This window comes from Streptomyces sp. NPDC050418 (assembly GCF_044458745.1).
Taxonomy (GTDB): Bacteria; Actinomycetota; Actinomycetes; order Streptomycetales; family Streptomycetaceae; genus Streptomyces.
In genome coordinates, this window is sequence record NZ_JBITIG010000015.1 from 1 (window position 1) to 21324 (window position 21324).

A 21324-nucleotide genomic window follows, 5' to 3' on the forward strand; every position below is an offset into this window, starting at 1 on the left:
CTGCCTCGCTCCGGCTTCGCCACCGGGTCGACGACCGGCCTCGGCGCCTGTCCGGCCGCGGTGGCATCCGGGGCGGCCCCGACTCCCGGCGCCCCGGGGGGGCCCGCCCCCCCCCCCCCCACCCCCCCACCCCCCCCCCCCCACACCCCAAACCCCCCCCCCCCCCCCCCCCCCCCCCCCCCCCCCGCCCCCCCCCCCCCCCCCCCCCCCCGGGGCGGGGGGGCCCCCCCCCCCCCCCCCCCCCCCCCACCCCATTGTGTCGCGACGAGCGGAGCGGTCCGTACGCGGGTGTCACCCGGCCTTGACATAGACGGCGCGGCTGTCGCCGTCCAGCTTCTGCACCAGGTACGGACCCGCCTGCTCCAGGGACGCGGGCAGCTCTGCCAGACCACGGCCCCCGACCACCGCGTATTCGAGCACCACCTCACCCGCTTCGTACGTGTACGTCCCGGCCATGTCGACGATGCCGGACCAGACGCACTGGACGTCCTGCGGGCAGGGCGCCACGCGGTCCTGCATCGTGAAGCCGCCGTCGCGTTCGAACGTGATCCGGCGCTCGTACGCGCGGTCGGCGCCGCCCCGCGGGGAGGTCCAGGTACCGGCGACACCGCGGACCTCCTCGCGGGCGTTCGTGGCCGCGACCGGGGAGGCTCCGGCGGCCGGGAGCAGCAGCGCCGCGGCCAGCGCGCAGGCCCACGGACGAGTTGATCGAGTCATGGGGCCAGCGTCCGGCCGGCCCGCACCGCGTCCCGCGCGACACACCGGCGCACCTCGCGCTTCGCCCGGGTCGCACGATCAAGGGAACATGTGTTCTATTCTCTGTTCGCAGTGCAACCGAGGAGGCTCCATGCGCTGGGACAACCTGACCCATGAACGCCCACGGGACGCGGCCCTGTTCGGCGCGGACGCCGTGACGACCAGGACTTTCGACACTCCGGAGTTCCGCGGAATCACCTTCCACGAGATCCGGGCGCGCTCCATCGTGAACCGCGTGCCGGGCGCCTCGCGGATGCCCTTCGAGTGGACCGTGAACCCGTACCGGGGCTGCTCACACGCTTGCGTGTATTGCTTCGCGCGCAAGACGCACAGCTATCTCGACCTCGACACCGGGCTCGGCTTCGACTCGCAGATCGTCGTGAAGGTGAACGCGCCCGAGCTGCTCCGCCGCAGGCTCGCCGACCGCCGCTGGCAGGGCGAGCACATCGCGATGGGCACGAACGTCGACTGCTACCAGCGGGCCGAGGGCCGCTACCGGCTCATGCCCGGGATCATCGAGGCCCTGCGCGACTACGCCAACCCGTTCTCGATCCTCACCAAGGGCACCCTGATCCTGCGCGACCTGGACCTGCTGCGGCAGGCCGCCGAGGTGACCGAGGTGGGGATCTCCGTCTCGGTCGGGTTCACCGACCAGGCGCTGTGGCGCACGATCGAGCCCGGCACGCCGTCGCCGGAGCGCCGCCTCGACGTCGTGCGCACGCTCACGAGCCACGGGATCGAGTGCGGTGTCCTGATGGCGCCGGTGATCCCGTTCCTCGGCGACTCGCCCGAGCAGCTGCGCGCGACCGTGCGCGCCATCGCCGCCTCCGGCGCCACGTCCGTGACCCCGCTCGTGCTGCATCTGCGCCCGGGGGCCCGCGAGTGGTTCATGGCCTGGCTCGCGCACCATCACCCCGGTCTCGTACAGCGCTACGAGCGGATGTACGCGGAGGGGGCGTACGCGCCGAAGTGGTACCAGCGGCGGGTGACCCGTCATGTGCACGAGCTGGCGCGGGAGTTCGGGATCGGGCCTTCGTCGTCCGGTGCGGCGCGCCGGATCGACCGTCCGGCGGTGCAGCCGCTGCCGCGGGTGCCGAGCCAGCCACTAGGCGCGGAGCCGACTCAGCTCACGCTCCTTTGACCGTTTCCCCTCGATTCGGTCAACACACAGCAGAATTTGTCCTTCCGGGTTCGGTTTCCGGGACGATGCGGCGTGGGCTGTGGCATGCACAGTCCGAAGCCGGGCCGCGACCGCGGTCCGGATCCTCCGCACCGGGAGGTCGGATGAGAACACGCACCGTCGCGTTATGTGGTGTCGCCGCCGTGGTGGGGGGTCTGCTGACCGCAGTCCCCTCGGCGGCCGGCACCCCGGGGGCCGACCGGGCTCCCTCCGCGCGCAGCAGCACGATCCAGTGGAAGGACTGCGCCACCGAGAACTACCCGACGCTGCAATGCGGCTCGCTGAAGGTTCCGCTCAACCACGCGAAGCCGGGCGGCAAGAAGATCACGCTGGCGCTCTCGCGGGTGCCGCACACCTCGTCCAAGAAGGCGTACCAGGGTCCGCTGCTGGTGAACCCCGGCGGCCCCGGGGGCAGCGGTCTGTCGATGGCCGGGTTCGTGGCCGGATCGCTGCCGAAGAAGGTCGCGTCGACCTATGACGTGATCGGTTTCGATCCGCGCGGCGTCGGCCGCAGCGAGCCCGCGCTCGACTGCCGGCCGGGGCACTTCGACCCGGTGCGGCCGGACACCGTGCCGGTCTCGCACAGCGTCGAGCGGGCGAACCTCAAGCGGGCGAAGGCGTTCGCGGACGCCTGCGGCAAGAAGTACGGCTCGCTGCTGCAGTACATCGACACGGTCAGCGCCGTGCGCGACATGGACGCGATCCGCAAGGCACTCGGCGCCAACAAGATCAACTACTTCGGTTATTCGTACGGCACTTACCTGGGCTCGGTGTACGCGAAGCTCTACCCGCAGCGGGTGCGCCGCGCGGTCCTCGACTCGATCGTGGATCCGACGGGCGTCTGGTACGAGGACAACCTCGACCAGGACTATGCGTTCGACTCCCGCCACAAGGCGTTCGCCGCATGGGTCGCCAAGCATGACGCCACGTACAAGCTGGGCAAGGACCCGGCGAAGGTCGAGGCGGCCTGGTATGCGATGCGGGAGGCGCTGGCCGAGAAGCCGGCCGGCAAGAAGGTGGGCGCGGGCGAGCTCGAGGACACCTTCCTTCCCGGCGGGTATTACAACGGCTACTGGCCGACCCTTGCCGAGGCGTTCGCGGCGTTCGTGAACGACAAGGACGACGCTCTGTTGATCGAGGCGTACGAGAACTTCGCGGCGGTCGACAAGGCCGGGGACAACGGCTATTCGGTGTACGCGGCCGTGCAGTGCCGCGATGCCTCGTGGCCGCGTGACTGGGGTCAGTGGCGCCACGACATGTGGAAGGCGCACGACAAGGCACCGTTCATGGCATGGAACAACGCGTGGTACAACGCGCCGTGCGCGTTCTGGCCCACCAAGCCCCTGAGCCCGCCGGACGTCTCCAACTCCAAGCTGCCGCCGGTGCTGCTGTTCCAGGCGACGGACGATGCGGCGACGCCGTACGAGGGCGGTCTGGTCGTCCACCGCAAGCTGCACCGGTCGAGCCTGGTGGTCGAGGAGGGCGGCGGCAACCACGGCATCACGCTGAGCGGCAACGACTGCCTCGACAAGTACCTGGCGGACTACCTGGCCTCGGGCAAGGTGCCGCGCGGTTCCGGTGAGGTCGACGCCACGTGCGCCGCGCTCCCGGACCCCGAGCCGTCGGCGGCCGAGGCCGCCCCGTCCTCGGGAGGCGGTGCGGCCCTGCACGGTCTGCTCGGATTCCGGTCGTGACCCACGGATCGCGGTCGTGACATGAGGTGACGCGGGACGGGGTGGGGTGCTCCACGGAAGGTGACCGAGGAGCACCCCACCCCTCTCGCACCGGTGACTAAGGTGCGCGCATGGACCTGCACATCCGCGAGATGGGCTTCGACGACATCGAGGCCGTGGCCGAGATCCGCGTGCGCGGCTGGCAGTTCGCGTACCGCGGCATGATGCCTCAGGAGTATCTGGACGCGCTGAGCGTCGAGGAGGACGTGTCCGCGCGCCGTGAGCAGTGGGGCGAGCACCGGCCGCGGCTCGTGCGCCTGGTCGTCGAGCGGGCGGGCCGGGTGATCGGCTTCGCCGGCTTCGGACCGGCGCGGGACGAGGACCTGGCCGAGGGCGCACGCGAGGTGTTCGCGATCTACGTACGGCCCGAGGAGATCGCCACCGGCGCAGGGCGGGCCCTGATGACCGAGGCGCTCGACCGCTGCCGCGCCGCGGGCGCCCCCGTGGTCTCCCTGTGGGTGCTCGAACAGAACGCCCGCGCCCGCCGCTTCTACGAACGGGCGGGCTTTTGCGCCGACGGCACGAGCGCCGGGTTCGATGTGGACGGGGTGTCCGTGCCCGAGGTGCGGTATGTGCGGCGGCTCGACTGACCCCTGCCCCTTCCCGGCGATCCCTCGGCTCAGGAAGCGGGCATCCGCGCCAGCGAGGCCGTCGCCGCCGCGGCGAGCCGGGGATGGGCGCGGGCCGCTGTCAGCGACGGGACCGCGCGGGCGTCGGCGAGGGCGCCGAGGCCCTCGACGCAGGCCAGCGCCACGCGCCAGTACGGATCGGAGGGCGCGGCGAGGCGGCGTTCGAGGAGCGTGATGAGGGCGGGCGCCGACTCCGGAGCGCGGAGTTCGGTGAGCAGACGGACCGGATGGAGGGCGTAGGCGACGCGGAGTTCATTGGTCGCGAGAGCGGCGGCCGCGCGGGCTGTGCGGGGGTCGTCGAGGCGGGCCAGGACGCGTGCGGCGGCGGAGCAGCGCTCCGGGTCGCGGTGGTTGAGAAGCAGGACGAGGGTCTCGAAGGAGCGCCCGTCGCCCTCGCGGCCGAGCCGGAGCGCGGCGAACTCACGGGCCCAGAGCGGCCGTTGCGGCTCGGTCAGCACGCGCGCGAGGGCGTCATGGTCCTTGCTCGCGCGCAGCCGCTCGTACGTGCCCGCCTCTTCGTCGCCGGCCTCGAGCCGTAAGCGCTCCGTCACCGACCGCCACTCTTCGTCCATGACCGCCACCCTAGCGAGCACTTCCTCACCGTCCGCCGCTCCCCTCACAGCGTGAGGCAGGCCACAAACTTCGGGGGCTGGCGCGCTCGTTACTCGCCGGTTAAGCTCAGACGAGCGGGTCACACCCCGTATGTACTCCCGCCGGCCTGGTGACGCAGCCGGCGAGAGCTTGTCGGTTCGGTTCATCGTTCGCGACGCGGCCCCGGGACAGGGCCCGTCGGATCTCACCGGTCCGTGTTGTGCACACGGACCGGGGCACACCGGCCCCCGCCCTCGCGCGGCCGGCCGGGCACCACGACACAACTCCCGTACGCCCCACGCCTCCTCGGCGTCCGCGTGCGCCTCCTCAGTCGTCACTCACCCTCCCTGGAGTCCTCGATGGACCGTCCCGAACCCACCCTGAGCACCATCGCCGTCATCGGCCTCGGCACCATGGGCACCGGTATCGCCGAGGTGCTCGCCCGCGCCGGCCGCGAGGTCATCGGTATCGACATCAGCGAGGCCCAGACCGTGCAGGCCGTCGCCGCCCTGGAGGCCTCCACCGCCCGCGCCGTGCAGCGCGAGCGGATCACGGACGCGCAGCGCACCGAACTCCTCACCCGTTTCCGTACGTTCACCGAACTGGCCGCCGCGGCCGAGGCCGATCTGGTCATCGAGGTGATCCCCGAGTCGTACGAGCTCAAGAGCCGTCTCTTCCGTGAGCTCGACACGATCGTCCGGCCCGACGCGATCCTCGCCACCGGCACCAACGCCCTGTCGGTGACACGTCTCGCCGCCGAGTCGACCCGCCCCGAGCGCGTCCTCGGTCTGCACTTCTTCAACCCGGCGCCGGCCATGAAGCTGGTCGAGGTCGTCTCCTCGGTGCTGACCGACCCGGCGGCCGTCGCCGCGGTCACCGCGCTCGCCCACGACCTCGGCAAGGAGCCGGTCTCGGTCGGCGACCGGCCCGGTTTCGTCGCGGACGGCCTGCTCTTCGGCTACCTCAACCAGGCCGCCGCGATGTACGAGGCCAAGTACGCCAGCCGCGAGGACATCGACGCCGCGATGAAGCTCGGCTGCGGTCTGCCGATGGGCCCGCTCGAGCTGCTCGACCTGATCGGCATCGACACCGCCCGTACCGTCCTCGACGCGATGTACGCCGAGTCGCACGACCGGCTGCACGCCCCGGCGCCGATCCTCAAGCAGCTCAGCGAGGCCGGTCTGACCGGCCGCAAGACGGGCCGCGGCTTCTACACCTACGCGGCGCCGGGCAGCGACGAGACCGTGCGCGACGCCCTGACCCCGCTCGCCGACGCCGCCCTCGCCGCGGGCCGCACGGTCGCCTCCGTGGGCGTCGCCGGCTCCGGGACGATGGCCTCCGGTATCGCCGAGGTCTTCGCCAAGGCCGGTTACTCGGTCGTGCTCGCCGCACGCAGCCAGGAGAAGGCCGAGACCGCCAAGGCCCGTATCAACAAGTCGCTTTCGCGCTCTGTCGACCGCGGCCGGATGACCGCCGAGGCCCGCGACGAGACGCTCGCCCGGATCACCCCGGCCGGTTCCTACGACGCCTTCGCCGAGGTCGACCTGGCGGTCGAGGCCGTCGCCGAGGACCTGGAGATCAAGCAGCAGCTGTTCGCGACGCTCGACAAGGTCTGCAAGCCGGGCGCGGTGCTCGCCACCACCACGTCCTCACTGCCCGTGGTCGCCTGTGCCCGTGCCACCTCGCGTCCGCAGGACGTGATCGGCATGCACTTCTTCAACCCGGCCCCGGCCATGAAGCTCGTCGAGGTCGTGCGCACGGTCCTGACCGCCGACGACGTGCACGCCACGGTCCGCGAGGTCTGCACGAAGATCCGCAAGCACCCCGTGGACTGCGGCGACCGGGCCGGCTTCATCGTGAACGCGCTGCTCTTCCCGTACCTGAACAACGCGATCAAGATGGTCCAGGAGCACTACGCGACCCTCGACGACATCGACGCCGCGATGAAGCTCGGCGGCGGCTACCCGATGGGCCCGTTCGAGCTGCTCGACGTGGTCGGCCTGGATGTCTCGCTCGCGATCGAGCAGGTGCTCCACCGTGAGTTCCGCGACCCGGGTCTGGCCCCCGCCCCGCTCCTGGAGCACCTCGTCGCCGCGGGCTGCCTCGGCCGTAAGACCGGGCGCGGCTTCCGCGAATATGCCAGGCGCTGAGGCCACGGCCGACTGGGGAGGGCTGCTCGATCCGGCGATCGGCCCTCCCTCGGCGGAGCAGCACACCGAGTCCATGCAGTACGTTCGGTCCATGCCCAGTGCCGCCAACGCCCCCAGATCCGCTGCCGCCGACGCTCCGGAAAGTGCCGCGGGCAGTCGCGCCGCCGCCCAGCGGCTCAAGATGCGCAGGGAGCTGGCGGCCGCGGCGATGGAGCTGTTCGCGGCCAAAGGGTACGAGGCGACCACCGTCGACGAGATCGCGGCGCGCGCCGGTGTCGCGCGCCGCACCTTCTTCCGCCACTTCCGCTCCAAGGAAGAGGCGATCTTCCCGGACCACGACGACACCCTGATCCGTGCGGAGGCGGTGCTGAACGCCGCGCCGCCGCACGAGAACCCGCTGGACACGGTGTGCCGCGGGATCAAGGAAGTCATGAAGATGTACGCGTCGTCGCCGGGCGTCTCCGTGGAGCGCTACCGCCTCACGCGTGAGGTGCCGACGCTGCGCGAGCGCGAGATCGCGTCGGTGGCCCGCTACGAGCGGCTGTTCACGCGCTATCTGCTCGGCCACTTCGACGAGCAGGCGCACCACGACGGCAGCGACGACCCGCTGCTCGCCGAGGTGGCGGCCTCCGCGGTGGTCACCGCGCACAATCACGTTCTGCGGCGCTGGCTGCGGGCCGCCGGCCACGGCGATCTGGAGGGCCAGCTGGACCACGCGTTCGCGATCGTCCGGCGCACCTTCGGCACGGGCATCCTGGCCGGCCGCTCGCCGGCGGACGGCAGGCCCCAGGCGCCCGCCGCGACGGCCCGCACCGAGGGCGAGGTCCTGGTGACCGTGGCACGCACGGACGCGCCGCTGGACGAGGTCATGCGGACCATCGAGCAGGCGCTGCGGCCACTGAATGGCCCTGGTACTGGCAAGTAACGTACGCCACATTCACTAGGCGGCCACCTCCGTTGAGAGGTGGCCGCCTTTGCGTTTCCGCAGGTCAGAGGCGGTTTGGTCGCGCTATTTGATCGATCATCGCTCATGTGAACCACCCCGATGACACCTGAGAGAAAATGTTGGCACTCGGTGTCTTGCCGGTTGGCACGCGGTGCCATAACTTGAAATCAGTCCGGGCGGCCGGCGCGCAGAGAACCCTCGTGCGCCGGCTGTCCCCTCAAGCCTCTTGAGCGCCCGGACGCCTGCGTCACAGGCACACCCTCGGCACCTCCCGCGCACACAACGCGCCGCCACAGCACCGCACTCGGCCCTCCCACGCGAAGGCCACCGCAGTCTCCGCCGAACCGACGGCACCACCGCAGTTCCTCACACCACCCTCACCCCGACGTACCGCTTTCGCCGGAGGCAACACCGTGAAGGAAATCCTGGACGCGATCCAGTCGCCGGACACCACCTCGGCCGACTTCGCCGCGCTGCAGATCCCCGACTCGTACCGCGCGATCACCGTGCACAAGGACGAGGCCGACATGTTCGCCGGCCTGGAGTCCCGCGAGAAGGACCCGCGCAAGTCGCTGCACCTCGACGAGGTCGCCGTGCCCGAACTCGGCCCGGGCGAGGCCCTGGTGGCCGTGATGGCCAGCTCGGTGAACTACAACTCCGTGTGGACGTCGATCTTCGAGCCGCTCTCCACGTTCAACTTCCTGGAGCGCTACGGCAAGCTCTCGGAGCTCACCAAGCGCCATGACCTGCCGTACCACGTCATCGGCTCCGACCTGGCGGGTGTCGTCCTGCGCACCGGCCCGGGCGTCAACGCCTGGAAGCCCGGCGACGAGGTCGTCGCGCACTGCCTCAGCGTCGAGCTGGAGTCCAGCGACGGGCACAACGACACGATGCTCGACCCCGAGCAGCGCATCTGGGGCTTCGAGACCAACTTCGGCGGCCTCGCCGAGATCGCGCTCGTCAAGTCCAACCAGCTGATGCCGAAGCCGGACCACCTGAGCTGGGAGGAGGCCGCCGCTCCCGGTCTGGTCAACTCCACCGCGTACCGCCAGCTGGTGTCCCGCAACGGCGCCGGTATGAAGCAGGGCGACAACGTCCTGATCTGGGGCGCGAGCGGTGGACTCGGCTCGTACGCCACGCAGTTCGCGCTGGCCGGCGGCGCCAACCCGATCTGTGTCGTCTCCAGCGACCAGAAGGCGGAGATCTGCCGGAAGATGGGCGCCGAGGCGATCATCGACCGCAACGCCGAGGGCTACAGGTTCTGGAAGGACGAGCAGACCCAGGACCCGCGCGAGTGGAAGCGCTTCGGCAAGCGCATCCGCGAGTTCACCGGCGGCGAGGACATCGACATCGTCTTCGAGCACCCGGGCCGCGAGACCTTCGGCGCCTCCGTCTACGTCACGCGCAAGGGCGGCACGATCACCACCTGCGCCTCGACCTCGGGCTACATGCACGAGTACGACAACCGCTACCTGTGGATGTCCCTGAAGCGCATCATCGGCTCGCACTTCGCCAACTACCGCGAGGCGTGGGAGGCCAACCGCCTGATCGCCAAGGGCAAGATCCACCCGACGCTCTCCAAGACGTACACGCTGGAGGAGACCGGGCAGGCCGCGTACGACGTGCACCGCAACCTGCACCAGGGCAAGGTCGGCGTGCTCGCGCTCGCGCCGCAGGAAGGCCTCGGCGTGCGGGACGAGGAGATGCGCGCCAAGCACCTCGACGCCATCAACCGCTTCCGGAACGTCTGATGGGCGCGGGCCAGGAAGGGCTTCGGGACGGGCTTCGGGAGCCGAAGGAGCCGACGCAGCGTCCCCGGCAGAAGGACAGGCCGTGGCTGATGCGCACGTACGCCGGCCACTCCACGGCCGAGGCGTCGAACGCGCTCTACCGCCGCAACCTCGCCAAGGGCCAGACGGGTCTGTCGGTCGCCTTCGACCTGCCGACCCAGACCGGCTACGACCCGGACCACATCCTGGCCCGCGGCGAGGTCGGCCGGGTCGGCGTCCCGGTCTCGCACCTCGGTGACATGCGCAAGCTGTTCCAGGACATCCCCCTGGAGCAGATGAACACCTCGATGACCATCAATGCGACGGCCATGTGGCTGCTCGCGCTCTACCAGGTGGTCGCCGAGGAACAGGGCGCGGACATCGCCCAGTTGCAGGGCACGACGCAGAACGACATCGTCAAGGAGTACCTGTCGCGCGGGACGCACGTCTTCCCGCCCGGCCCGTCGCTCCGCCTGACGACGGACATGATCGCCTACACGGTGTCCCACATCCCCAAGTGGAACCCGATCAACATCTGCAGCTACCACCTCCAGGAGGCGGGGGCCACACCGGTCCAGGAGATCGCGTACGCGATGTCCACCGCCATCGCCGTTCTCGATGCCGTACGCGACGCAGGGCAGGTCCCCGAGGACAAGTTCGGGGATGTCGTCGCCCGTATCTCCTTCTTTGTGAACGCGGGTGTCCGCTTCATCGAGGAGATGTGCAAGATGCGGGCGTTCGGGCGGATCTGGGACCAGATCACGCGCGAGCGGTACGGCATCGAGAACGCCAAGCAGCGGCGCTTCCGCTACGGGGTCCAGGTCAACTCCCTGGGCCTGACGGAGGCGCAGCCGGAGAACAACGTCCAGCGGATCGTGCTCGAAATGCTGGCCGTCACCCTCTCCAAGGACGCCCGCGCCCGCGCCGTCCAGCTCCCGGCGTGGAACGAGGCGCTGGGTCTGCCGCGTCCGTGGGACCAGCAGTGGTCGCTGCGGATCCAGCAGGTCCTGGCGCACGAGAGCGATCTGCTCGAGTACGAGGACATCTTCGCCGGCTCGCACGTCATCGAGAAGAAGGTCGACGAGCTGGTCGCCGAGTCCCTCGCGGAGATCGAGCGGATCCAGGAGATGGGCGGCGCGATGGCGGCCGTCGAGTCCGGCTACCTCAAGTCGCAGCTGGTCTCCTCGCACGCCGAGCGGCGGGCGCGGATCGAGGGCGGCGACGAGAAGATCGTCGGCGTCAACATCTACGAGACCACCGAGCCCAACCCGCTCACCGCGGACCTGGACACCGCGATCATGACGGTGGACCACGCCGTGGAGTCGAAGGTCGTGCGGGCCATCGGCGACTGGCGCACCACCCGTGAGGAGTCCAGCGACCGTCAGGGCATGGGCGATCCGTTCCACTACCCGACCACTGGGCAGGCGCTGGATCGCCTCAAGGAGGCGGCCGCGGGCACGGAGAACCTCATGGAGGCCACGCTGGAGTGCGTCCGTGCGGGCGTCACGACCGGCGAGTGGTCCGAGGCGCTGCGCGAGGTGTTCGGCGAGTTCCGCGCCCCCACGGGCGTCTCATCGGCGCCGGTCGCGGTCACCGCGGAGGAGGGCTCCCCTCTTGCCCTCGTCCGCGAGAAGGTGCGCCGCACCGGCGACGAACTCGGCGGCAAGCTCCGCCTCCTGGTCGGCAAGCCCGGCCTGGACGGGCACTCCAACGGCGCCGAGCAGATCGCCGTCCGCGCCCGCGACGCCGGCTTCGAGGTGATCTACCAGGGCATCCGCCTCACCCCCGAGCAGATCGTCTCGGCGGCGCTCGCGGAGGATGTGCACTGCGTCGGTCTGTCGATCCTGTCCGGCTCGCACGCGGAGCTGGTGCCGGACGTGCTCGCCCGTATGCGTCAGGCAGGGGCGACAGAGGTGCCCGTCATCGTCGGCGGCATCATCCCGAGCGCCGACGCCGAGCAGTTGAAGGCGGCCGGAGTGGCCGCCGTCTTCACCCCGAAGGACTTCGGTATCACGGAGATCATCGGCCGTATCGTCGACGAGATCCGGCAAGCGAACCAGCTCGACCCTCTGGAGGTCCCCGCATGACCAAGGTGAACCGTCTCCGTCCGCGCCGTTCCTGTCTTGCGGTGCCCGGGAGCAACCCCCGCTTCCTGGAGAAGGCCCAGGGCCTCCCGGCGGACCAGGTCTTCCTCGACCTGGAGGACGCCTGCGCGCCGCTCGCCAAGCCCGAGGCACGGCACACCATCGTGAAGTTCCTGAACGAGGGTGACTGGACCGGCAAGACGCGCGTGGTGCGCGTCAACGACTGGACCACCGAGTGGACGTACCGCGATGTCGTGACCGTCGTCGAGGGCGCCGGCCAGAACCTCGACTGCATCATGCTGCCGAAGGTCCAGACGGCCGAGCAGATCGTCTCGCTCGACCTGCTGCTCACGCAGATCGAGAAGACCATGGGCTTCGAGGTCGGCAAGATCGGCATCGAGGCGCAGATCGAGAACGCGCGCGGTCTCAACAACGTGAACGCGATCGCCGAGGCCTCGCCCCGTGTCGAGACGATCATCTTCGGCCCGGCCGACTTCATGGCCTCCATCAACATGAAGTCCCTGGTCGTCGGTGAGCAGCCGCCCGGCTACGACGCCGACGCGTACCACTACATCCTGATGAAGATCCTGATGGCCGCCCGCGCCAACGACCTCCAGGCGATCGACGGCCCCTACCTGCAGATCCGCAACGTGGACGGCTACCGCGAGGTCGCGGGCCGCGCCGCCGCGCTCGGTTTCGACGGCAAGTGGGTGCTGCACCCCGGTCAGGTCGAGGCGTCGAACGAGATCTTCTCGCCGTCGCAGGAGGACTTCGACCACGCCGAGCTGATCCTGGACGCGTACGAGTACTACACGTCCGAGGCGGGCGGCAAGAAGGGCTCGGCGATGCTCGGCGACGAGATGATCGACGAGGCCAGCCGGAAGATGGCGCTTGTCATCTCCGGGAAGGGACGTGCGGCCGGCATGCAGCGCACGTCGAAGTTCGAGGCCCCGGAGGCGTAAGACACCATGCAGTTCGGCCGCACCTACGAAGAGTTCGAGATCGGCGCCGTCTACAAGCACTGGCCCGGAAAGACGGTCACCGAGTACGACGACCACCTCTTCTGTCTGCTCACCATGAACCACCACCCGCTCCACATGGACACGAACTATGCGGAGAAGACGACCGACTTCGGCAAGAACGTCGTCGTGGGCAACTACATCTACTCGCTGCTCCTCGGCATGAGCGTGCCGGACGTGTCCGGCAAGGCCATCGCCAACCTGGAGATCGAGTCGCTGCGGCACGTGGCGCCGACGTTCCACGGCGACACCATCTACGGCGAGACGACCGTCCTCGACAAGACGCCGTCGAAGTCGAAGAACGACCGCGGCATCGTCTACGTGGAGACGAAGGGCTACAAGCAGGACGGCACGCTCGTCTGCATCTTCCGCCGCAAGGTCATGGTCCCCACCGAGACGTACATCAAGGAGCGCGGCGGCGAGCAGCCCGGCCGCCCGGAGCTTCAGGAGAAGAACTAGTCATGAGCCGCCTCGCCCAGACCCACGGTCTCACCGAGATCCAGCAGGAAATCCTCTCCACCGTCCGGGACTTCGTGGACAAGGAGATCATTCCGGTCGCAACGGAGCTTGAGCACCGCGACGAGTACCCCCAGGACATCGTCGACGGACTCAAGGAGTTGGGCCTGTTCGGCCTGATGATCCCCGAGGAGTACGGGGGTCTGGGCGAGTCGCTGCTCACGTACGCGCTGTGCGTGGAGGAGATCGCGCGCGGCTGGATGTCCGTGTCCGGGATCATCAACACGCACTTCATCGTGGCGTACATGCTCAAGCAGCACGGCACGCAGGAGCAGAAGGACCACTTCCTGCCGCGGATGGCGGCCGGCGACATCCGGGGCGCGTTCTCGATGTCGGAGCCCGGTCTCGGCTCCGATGTGTCGGCGATCACGTCGAAGGCGGTCAAGGACGGCGATGAATACGTCCTGAACGGCCAGAAGATGTGGTTGACGAACGGCGGAACGTCAACTTTGGTCGCCGTTCTGGTGCGAAGTGACGAAGGACACCCCGAGGGTTCGCCGGCCCACAAGTCGATGACGACCTTCTTGATCGAAAAGGAGCCGGGATTCGGCGAGGTCCGACCGGGTCTGACCATTCCCGGCAAGATCGACAAGATGGGTTACAAGGGGGTCGACACCACCGAACTCGTCATGCAGGACCTGCGAATTCCGGCCAATCGCGTCTTGGGTGGCGAGACGGGCCGAGGTTTTTACCAAATGATGGACGGTGTCGAGGTCGGCCGCGTGAATGTCGCAGCGCGTGGCTGCGGCGTCGCTCAGCGTGCCTTCGAACTCGGCGTCTCCTACGCACAGCAGCGCCACACCTTCGGCAAGCCGATCGCCCACCACCAGGCGATTCAGTTCAAGCTGGCCGAGATGGCCACCAAGGTCGAAGCCGCGCATGCGATGATGGTGAATGCAGCACGCAAAAAGGACACAGGGGAGCGAAACGACCTCGAAGCAGGGATGGCGAAGTACCTCGCCTCCGAGTACTGCAAGGAGGTGGTGGAGGACGCGTTCCGTATCCACGGTGGCTACGGCTTCTCGAAGGAGTACGAGATCGAGCGCCTCTACCGCGAGGCCCCGATGCTGCTGATCGGTGAAGGTACCGCCGAGATCCAGAAAATGATCATTGGTCGCAGGCTGCTCGAGGAATATCGAGTTCAGGGCTGAATGTCCGGCATCGGGCGATTCGTCAAGGGCGAAGATCACACCCAGTGAGCGCTCTTCGGCCTCCGACTCGGCTTCCTGGCTTGCCCAGTTGCGGTGCGCAACCGCTACCATCCCGGGAAAGCCGCCGTCCCCCGTCACCGCGCGGCATCATCCGCTACGAAGGTCATCCATGCCCCACAGCCAGAACTCTGCACCAAGCGACAGCCGCCGTGGCGTACGCCTTGCTCGCGGAGCGTCGCCGTGGCTTCTGCCGACCGTCGCCACCGCAGCTCTCAGCCTCGCCCGCTCGCGCCGTTCCGGCGTCGCGAAGGCCGTCGCCGTACCCGCCACCGCCCTGGCGGCGGGCATGCTGTGGTTCTTCCGCGACCCCGAGCGCGAGATCGCCCAGGGCCGGGTCATCTCCCCCGCCGACGGTGTGGTGCAGAGCATCATGCCGTGGAAGGACGGACGCACCCGCGTCGCGATCTTCATGAGCCCGCTGAACGTGCACGTCAACCGCGCTCCTCTCGCGGGCACGGTGACGTCGGTCGAGCACATCCCCGGTGGGTTCGTCCCCGCGTTCAACAAGGAGAGCGAGAACAACGAGCGCGTTGTCTGGCACTTCGACACCGAGCTCGGCGACATCGAGATGGTTCAGATCGCGGGTGCGGTCGCCCGTCGCATCGTTCCCTACGTGCCGCAGGGCACCAAGGTCGAGCAGGGCGAGCGCATCGGTCTGATCCGCTTCGGCTCGCGCGTCGACATCTACCTGCCCGAGGGCGTCGAGGTGGATGTCGAAGTGGGGCAGAAGACTGTGGCTGGGGTGACTCGCATTGACCGTGGTTGATCCTGATACACAGGCCGGCTGGGTTCCCGAGGCCGAGGAGGACGACGAGGAGGAAATGCCTCTGTCGCTCCGCCTCTCAATAGCGGACACCCTTACGCTCGGTAACGCCACGTGCGGGTTCATGGCGGTGTACTTCACCACCACCGGCATCCTGATCCCGCACCTCATGGGTGACGAGGCGGGAATGGCGCGCAACAGCGCCGCGACCGCGGTCATCCTCATGCTGTGCGCGGCGGTCTTCGACCTCTTCGACGGCCTCGTGGCGCGCAAGCTGCGCTCGTCGCCGATGGGCGCCGAGCTGGACAACCTCTCGGACCTGATCAGCTTCGGGCTCGCGCCGGCCTACTTCGTGCTCGTCTACGGCATGGTCGGGGACGGGGCGAACCAGCGGGTCGCGGCGGTCGGCGGTGTGGTGGTGCTGCTGGCTGTGGTCCTGCGGCTGGCCAGATTCTCGTGCGTGACCATGAAGGACGGCATGTTCCAGGGCATGCCCTCGCCCTTCGGTGCGCTGACCGTCGTGTCGATCGTGCTGCTCGAGCTGCCCTTCGTGGCGACGCTGCTCGCGATCATCGGTACGGCGTGGCTGATGGTCTCGCGGGTCGAGTACCCGAAGCCGCGGGGGCGCCTCGCGGTGGCGATGCTGTCGTGGATCGTCCTGAGCATGGGTCTGCTGGCCGCGTGGGCGTTCGACGCTCCCGGCGGTCAGCTGCTGCTGCAGACGGGCTGTGCGCTGCAGCTGGTGCTCGGAGCGGTCATTCCGCTGTTCGCGACGGCTCGCCGCGTGAACAACTTCCGCGGCAACCGGCGGGAGGCCCGGGCGGCCCAGCTTCCCTAGCCTGTACGCGTACGAAGGGGCCCTCACCGGTTTCGGTGAGGGCCCCTTCGCGTGGGGTGACTACCGCTTGAAGGACTTCGCCGCCTCGGATGTCTCCGCCTCGCGGACCACCGACGAACCGCCCTTCGCCGCCTTGTCCGGCTTGATGATGACGCTGTCCAGGGACGACGGGGCGTTCGGGTCCGTGAAGTCGTGGATGCCGAAGCCCGCGTCCCAGTCCTTGATGCCCAGGAGCGCCTTGTCGACGCCCTCGCGCGTCAGGTCCTTCGCCTCGCAGGCCTTCTTCAGTGCCTCCCCCATCGTCATCGCCGCGGTCCAGCCGGCGACCACGCCGTTGTCCAGGGAGTCCTTCGGATAGGCCTTCGCGTAGTCCGCGGCGAGCTTGCTCGGGCCCTCGGCGTCGGCGCCGATGGGCAGGGCGGGGGTCGAGATGAAGTACATCTTCTCCAGCGCGGGCGCGGCCTGCGTGCCGAGGAGCTGCGGGGCGTACGCGGAGTTGTTGCCGATGATCGGGACGGTCAGACCGGTGGCCGCCGCGACCCCGACCAGCGAGGCCGCCTGCCGCGGACCCGCGCTGATCACGATCGCCTTGACGCCCGCCTTCTTCAGCGCGGCGACCTGCGCGGTCATGTCGTTGTCCGTCGGCTTGATCTTCTGCTCGACGACGGTCAGGCCGTTCTGCTCCGCCATGTACTTCGAGCCCGCGAGCGCGTTCTCGCCGTAGTCGCCCTCGAAGTAGACATGGCCGAGCTTGTCGCCCTTCTTGAGGCCCTTCTCCTTCATCAGGAAGTCGATCGCGTTGATCGTCTCGATGTCGTACGTGGAGCCGAGGACGCGGATGTAGTCGCTGCCGAGCAGGGACGCCGACCACGCCTGCGGCATCACCAGGGCCTTGTCCTTGTCGATGCGCTGCTTGACGGCTGCGACGTACGGCGAGCCGATGAACTGGGCGAAGCCGAGCACGTCCGGTTCCAGCTCCGTATAGCCCGAGATGGCCTTCTGGGAGTCGTATCCGTGGTCCCGAACGGTCAGCTCCAGTTTGCGACCACAAATGCCGCCGTCCGCGTTGACCTGCTTCACATAGAGCTGCTGTGCCTGGGTGACGCTCTTGCCCAGGGTGGCGTACACACCGGTCATATCGGTCAGCGCACCGAGCTTGATGGTCTTGTCCGTGACGCCCACGTCGGTCTTGACCCCGCCCGCGCCCTCCTTGCCGGAGTCGCCGTCCTTGGCCTTGGAGCTGCAGCCTGCCGCTCCCGCCATCGCCAGGACCGCCGCTATCGCCGCGGCCGTGACCTTCCTGCTGTTCGCACGTGCTGGTGTCATCGGTCGTTCCCTTCGGTGCCTGAGGGTTTCGGTGCACTGGACTTCGGGCGCCGGGCGAAGAGGCGTACGAGACCGCCCGGCAGGAACAGGACGACGGCCACGAGGGCCGCGCCGTACAGGTACTTCGCGGCCTCACCGGGGCTGACCCCGCCGGTCCCGGCCTCGGAGACCAGGGGCAGCGAGTCGCTGTAGCGGGTGAGGATCTGGGGCAGCAGCGAGACGAACACGGCGCCCACGACGGCGCCCGAGACCGAGCCGAGACCGCCGATCACGATCATGGCGAGGTATTCGAGCGAGAGGACCATGCCGAAGTACTCGGGCACGGTGCGCTGGAAGACCAGAGCGAGCAGGACGCCCGCGAGGCCCGCGTACATCGAGGAGAGGACGAAGACGGCGGCGCGGTAGCGGGCGACCGGGACGCCCATGACGCCGGCGGCGATCTGGTGGTCGCGGATCGCGTTCATGGCGCGCCCCGGCCGCCCGCGCAGCACCCCGCGGGCGAACAGACCACCCGCGACGAGCAGCGCGATGCCCAGGTACCAGAGCTTCTCGGAGGTGCCGAAGGGCACGGCCGCGACGACCATCTCGCTGTCGTCGAAGGTGAGGCCGAAAAGGCTCAGCGGCGGGACGTCGCGGCCGTTGAAGCCGCCGGTCAGGTCGTGCGCGTTGAAGAGCACATGCTGGCCGATGAAGATCAGCGCGAGGGTCGCGATGCCCAGGTACGCGCCGCGCAGCCGGCCCGCGATCGGGCTGAACACGCCGCCCGCGACACCCGCGAGCGCCACCGCGAACAGGGCCGCGAGCCAGGTCGGCAGGCCCAGTCCGGTCAGGTCGTCGTCGCCGTTCCCGGCGAAGGCGCAGTAGCCGTACGCGCCCACGGCGAGGAAGAAGGCATGGCCCATGGAGAGCTGGCCGGTGGCCCCGGTCAGCAGGTTGAGGCCGATCGCGCCGATCGCGGCGGCCATCGCGAACAGGCCCGCCTGCAGCCAGAACCGCTCCAGGTAGAACGGCAGGGCGAGCAGGAGTACGAGGCCCGCGATCCAGGCGTACACGCGCGGGCCCGGCAGTTTCCGTGCCGGGGCCGGTGTCGTCGCGGCCGTTTTGGTGAGGACGTCAGACACGGGCGAGCTCCTTCGTACCGAACAGGCCTGCGGGGCGGACGAGGAGGATCGCGACCATCACCAGATAGGGCGCGAGTTCGCCGAGGCCGCGGCCCATGAAGGTGAGATCGCTCTGGTAGCCGGTGGCGAGCGACTCGGTGACGCCGACGATCAGCCCGCCGACGAGCGCGCCGGTGGTGGAGTCGAGGCCGCCGAGGATCGCCGCCGGGAAGGCCTTCATCGCGGCGAGCGAGGTGGCGCGTTCCAGGCCGGGGGTCGGGAAGACGGTCAGGAACAGCGCGGCGACAGCGGCGAGCCCGCCCGCGACGGCCCACGCCCCGAGCGAGACCCGGCCCAGGCGGATGCCCATCAGGGCCGCGGTCTCGGCGTTCTCGGCGGCCGCGCGCATCGCCACGCCCCACGAGGTGTAGCGGAAGGCGAGCAGGAACGCGGTGATGAGGAGTCCGGCGGCGAGGAACGCGGCGATCCGGGTGTGGGCGATGGTCAGCGATCCGATCTCCAGGACCGCGTCGCCCCAGGGGTCGCCGACCGCGAGGACGTCGGTGCCGATGCGCCGGGTCAGGTCGGTGACGAGCAGGATGTCGACGCCGATGGTGGCGATGGCGAGAACGCTCTGGTCGGAGCCCCGGTAGCGGCGCATCACGAGGTACTCGATGCCCGCGCCGACCAGCGCCGCGCCCGCGATGCCGACGAGCAGCGCGGGCCAGAAGCCGATGTCGTCGTGGAGGACCGCGGTGACGTAGCCGCCCGCGAGAAGCAGCGAGGCGTGCGCGAAGTTGACCACTTCGGTGGCCTTGAAGATCACCACGAAGCCGAGGGCGATCAGGGCGTAGACGGAGCCCATCGAGACGCCGTTGAGCAGGAGTTCGACGAAGGTGGTCATGAGGCGTCCTCTCCGCTGCGGCCGTTCTCGTCGCTCTCGCCCAGGTAGGCGCGTACGACGGCCGGATCGTTCTGTACGGCGGCGGGGGTGCCGTCGGCGATACGGCGGCCGAAGTCGAGGACGGTCACCGAGTCGGCGAGCCGCATCACCATGCCCATGTCGTGCTCCACGAGGACGATCGAGATGCCGAGGCTGTCGCGGACGCCCGCGATCACGGCGGCTGTACGACGGCGTTCGTCGGCGGTCATGCCGGCCACGGGCTCGTCCAGGAGCAGCAGCCGTGGCTCCATGCAGAGCGCGCGGGCGAGTTCGGCGAGTTTCTGCAGGCCGTACGGCAGTGAGCCCGCGGGCTTGGCCAGGTGCTCCTCGATGCCGACGAACGCGGCGATCTCCCGGACCCGTTCGCGGTGTCTGCGCTCCTCACGTACGGCCGACGGCAGCCGCAGGCCCGCGGAGACGAAGCCGGAGCGGGTGAGGCGGTGGCGGCCGAGGAGCAGGGAGTCGGCGACCGTGGCGCGCGGCGGCAGGGCCAGGTTCTGGAAGGTGCGGGCGATTCCGCGGGCGGCGATGCGGTGCGGTGGTTCCCCGGTCAGGTCGTGGTCGCCGAAGCGGACGGTGCCGGAGGTTGCACGGTAGACACCCGAGAGGACGTTGAAGCAGGTGGACTTTCCGGCGCCGTTGGGTCCGATGACGGCGTGCACGGTGCCGGGGGCCACGGTGAAGTCGACCGCGTCGAGTGCGGTGAGGCCCGCGAACCTGACGGTGAGCGAGTCGACTTCGAGGGCGGGGACCTCGTGGGCGAGAGCTGCGGACGCGTTCATCGGTCCTCCTCCCAGCGTGTGAGGACCGGGTGTTCGGTGGCGGCCCGCGAGGCGTCGGCCGCGGCGTCCTCGTCCACGACGCCGAGATAGCGGCGGCGCACCTCGTCGGAGGCGGCGAGGGTGTCGGCGTTGCCGGAGAGGGTGACCTCGCCGACTTCGAGGACGTAGGCGGTGGCCGCGAGCTTGAGCGCGAGGGCCGCGTTCTGCTCGACCAACAGGACCGAGACGCCCTGGGAGTTGATCTCGCGGATGGTGTCCGCGATCCGCGCGGCCATCAGCGGGGCCAGGCCCAGGGAGGGCTCGTCGAGCAGCAGCAGCCGCGGACCCGCCATCAGGGCGCGGCCGACCGCGAGCATCTGCTGCTCGCCGCCGGACAGCAGCCCGGCGCGCTGGTGGGCACGTTCGGCGAGCACCGGGAACAGCTCGTGCACCCGGCGCAGCGCGGCCGCCTTCGCGGTGCGGTCGCCGCGGGCGCCGAGGGCTCCGGCACGCAGATTGTCCTCGACCGTCATCCGCGCGAACACCTGCCGCCCTTCGGGCACTTGGCAGACGCCCGCGGTGACGATGCGGTCGGCGCCGGCGCCGTGCACCGGCTTGCCGTCGAGGTGCACGGTCCCGGTGGCGGAGCCGCCGTGGAAGGCGAGGGTGCGGGAAATGGCGCGCAGCAGCGTCGACTTGCCCGCGCCGTTGCCGCCGAGCACCGTGACCACGCTGCCCTCGGGCACCTCGATCGACACCGAGCGCAGCGCTCGTACGGGTCCGTAGGACGCCGACAGGTCGCGCACCGTGAGTGCGGCACCTTGCATGACTCCCCTTTCGGGCACAGGTCCGGGTGGGATGGCACAGAATCAGCACCGACCAGTCGGTACGTCTACGGCGCAGTAACGAAACGTTGCCCGTGACCAGACGAGGCGCCCGGCCGTTGTGCTGCAGCACAACGCCCCGTGTCAGGGGCCTATCCGACCGGTCGCCGAGCTGGCATCCTCAC

General features: G+C 69.5%; 19 protein-coding genes. 12 read left to right on the top strand and 7 right to left on the bottom strand.

What is annotated here, in order from left to right; translation table 11 throughout:
- Positions 1-291: 291 nt before the first annotated feature.
- On the bottom strand, positions 292-717 hold the full coding sequence (locus tag ACIBI4_RS30395) for a hypothetical protein (protein WP_399207356.1): 426 nt from the start codon (positions 715-717) through the stop codon (positions 292-294).
- Positions 718-847: 130 nt separating this feature from the next.
- Here ACIBI4_RS30395 and ACIBI4_RS30400 point away from each other — a divergent pair, with 130 nt between their 5' ends.
- From ACIBI4_RS30400 to ACIBI4_RS30410, 3 genes are all read left to right on the top strand, one after another.
- The gene (locus tag ACIBI4_RS30400) at positions 848-1897 is read left to right on the top strand and encodes an Rv2578c family radical SAM protein (RefSeq protein WP_399207357.1); all 1050 of its coding nucleotides are present in this window, start codon (positions 848-850) and stop codon (positions 1895-1897) included.
- Between the two features lie 143 nt (positions 1898-2040).
- Positions 2041-3630: an alpha/beta hydrolase gene (locus ACIBI4_RS30405; protein WP_399207358.1), complete on the top strand. Its 1590-nt coding sequence runs from the start codon at positions 2041-2043 to the stop codon at positions 3628-3630.
- 110 nt (positions 3631-3740) lie between these two features.
- The gene (locus ACIBI4_RS30410; protein WP_399207359.1) at positions 3741-4259 is read left to right on the top strand and encodes a GNAT family N-acetyltransferase; all 519 of its coding nucleotides are present in this window, start codon (positions 3741-3743) and stop codon (positions 4257-4259) included.
- A gap of 29 nt (positions 4260-4288) precedes the next feature.
- Here the strand turns inward: ACIBI4_RS30410 and ACIBI4_RS30415 are convergent, their stop codons facing one another.
- On the bottom strand, positions 4289-4870 hold the full coding sequence (locus ACIBI4_RS30415; protein ID WP_399207361.1) for a HEAT repeat domain-containing protein: 582 nt from the start codon (positions 4868-4870) through the stop codon (positions 4289-4291).
- A 378-nt stretch (positions 4871-5248) separates the two neighbouring features.
- Between ACIBI4_RS30415 and ACIBI4_RS30420 the strand changes: the two genes are divergently transcribed.
- From ACIBI4_RS30420 to pssA, 9 genes are all read left to right on the top strand, one after another.
- Positions 5249-7039: a 3-hydroxyacyl-CoA dehydrogenase family protein gene (locus ACIBI4_RS30420; protein ID WP_399207362.1), complete on the top strand. Its 1791-nt coding sequence runs from the start codon at positions 5249-5251 to the stop codon at positions 7037-7039.
- Between the two features lie 73 nt (positions 7040-7112).
- Positions 7113-7964 carry a TetR family transcriptional regulator gene (locus ACIBI4_RS30425; RefSeq protein WP_399207580.1) on the top strand — a complete coding sequence of 284 codons (852 nt, stop codon included), beginning with the start codon at positions 7113-7115 and terminating at the stop codon, positions 7962-7964.
- Between the two features lie 434 nt (positions 7965-8398).
- A complete protein-coding gene (gene ccrA, locus ACIBI4_RS30430; RefSeq protein WP_399207363.1) occupies positions 8399-9736 on the top strand; it encodes a crotonyl-CoA carboxylase/reductase in 1338 nt (445 codons plus the stop codon).
- Positions 9737-9825: 89 nt separating this feature from the next.
- Positions 9826-11841: a protein meaA gene (locus tag ACIBI4_RS30435; RefSeq protein ID WP_399207364.1), complete on the top strand. Its 2016-nt coding sequence runs from the start codon at positions 9826-9828 to the stop codon at positions 11839-11841.
- Positions 11838-12800 (top strand): HpcH/HpaI aldolase/citrate lyase family protein, encoded by a 963-nt coding sequence (locus ACIBI4_RS30440; protein WP_399207365.1) that lies wholly within the window; start codon positions 11838-11840, stop codon positions 12798-12800. Before ACIBI4_RS30435 ends, ACIBI4_RS30440 begins: the two co-directional genes overlap by 4 nt.
- 6 nt (positions 12801-12806) lie before the next feature.
- On the top strand, positions 12807-13316 hold the full coding sequence (locus ACIBI4_RS30445) for a MaoC family dehydratase (RefSeq protein WP_399207366.1): 510 nt from the start codon (positions 12807-12809) through the stop codon (positions 13314-13316).
- A 2-nt stretch (positions 13317-13318) separates the two neighbouring features.
- Entirely contained in the window at positions 13319-14524 is a 1206-nt protein-coding gene (locus ACIBI4_RS30450; RefSeq protein WP_399207367.1) for an acyl-CoA dehydrogenase family protein, read from the top strand.
- 169 nt (positions 14525-14693) lie between these two features.
- Positions 14694-15350 (top strand): phosphatidylserine decarboxylase, encoded by a 657-nt coding sequence (locus ACIBI4_RS30455; protein WP_399207368.1) that lies wholly within the window; start codon positions 14694-14696, stop codon positions 15348-15350.
- A gap of 55 nt (positions 15351-15405) precedes the next feature.
- Complete coding sequence (gene pssA, locus ACIBI4_RS30460; RefSeq protein WP_399207581.1) at positions 15406-16185, top strand: CDP-diacylglycerol--serine O-phosphatidyltransferase; 780 nt, start codon at positions 15406-15408, stop codon at positions 16183-16185.
- 60 nt (positions 16186-16245) lie between these two features.
- On the opposite strand, the gene ACIBI4_RS30465 is transcribed toward pssA, so the two are convergent.
- The 5 genes from ACIBI4_RS30465 to ACIBI4_RS30485 are packed head-to-tail and all read right to left on the bottom strand — an operon-like array spanning position 16246 to position 21142.
- Complete coding sequence (locus ACIBI4_RS30465; protein WP_399207369.1) at positions 16246-17511, bottom strand: ABC transporter substrate-binding protein; 1266 nt, start codon at positions 17509-17511, stop codon at positions 16246-16248.
- On the bottom strand, positions 17508-18632 hold the full coding sequence (locus ACIBI4_RS30470) for a branched-chain amino acid ABC transporter permease (RefSeq protein WP_399207371.1): 1125 nt from the start codon (positions 18630-18632) through the stop codon (positions 17508-17510). Before ACIBI4_RS30470 ends, ACIBI4_RS30465 begins: the two co-directional genes overlap by 4 nt.
- On the bottom strand, positions 18625-19515 hold the full coding sequence (locus tag ACIBI4_RS30475) for a branched-chain amino acid ABC transporter permease (protein ID WP_399207372.1): 891 nt from the start codon (positions 19513-19515) through the stop codon (positions 18625-18627). The genes ACIBI4_RS30470 and ACIBI4_RS30475 overlap by 8 nt, the downstream gene beginning before the upstream one ends.
- The gene (locus ACIBI4_RS30480) at positions 19512-20336 is read right to left on the bottom strand and encodes an ABC transporter ATP-binding protein (RefSeq protein ID WP_399207373.1); all 825 of its coding nucleotides are present in this window, start codon (positions 20334-20336) and stop codon (positions 19512-19514) included. Before ACIBI4_RS30480 ends, ACIBI4_RS30475 begins: the two co-directional genes overlap by 4 nt.
- On the bottom strand, positions 20333-21142 hold the full coding sequence (locus ACIBI4_RS30485) for an ABC transporter ATP-binding protein (protein ID WP_399207374.1): 810 nt from the start codon (positions 21140-21142) through the stop codon (positions 20333-20335). The genes ACIBI4_RS30480 and ACIBI4_RS30485 overlap by 4 nt, the downstream gene beginning before the upstream one ends.
- Positions 21143-21324 lie beyond the last annotated feature (182 nt).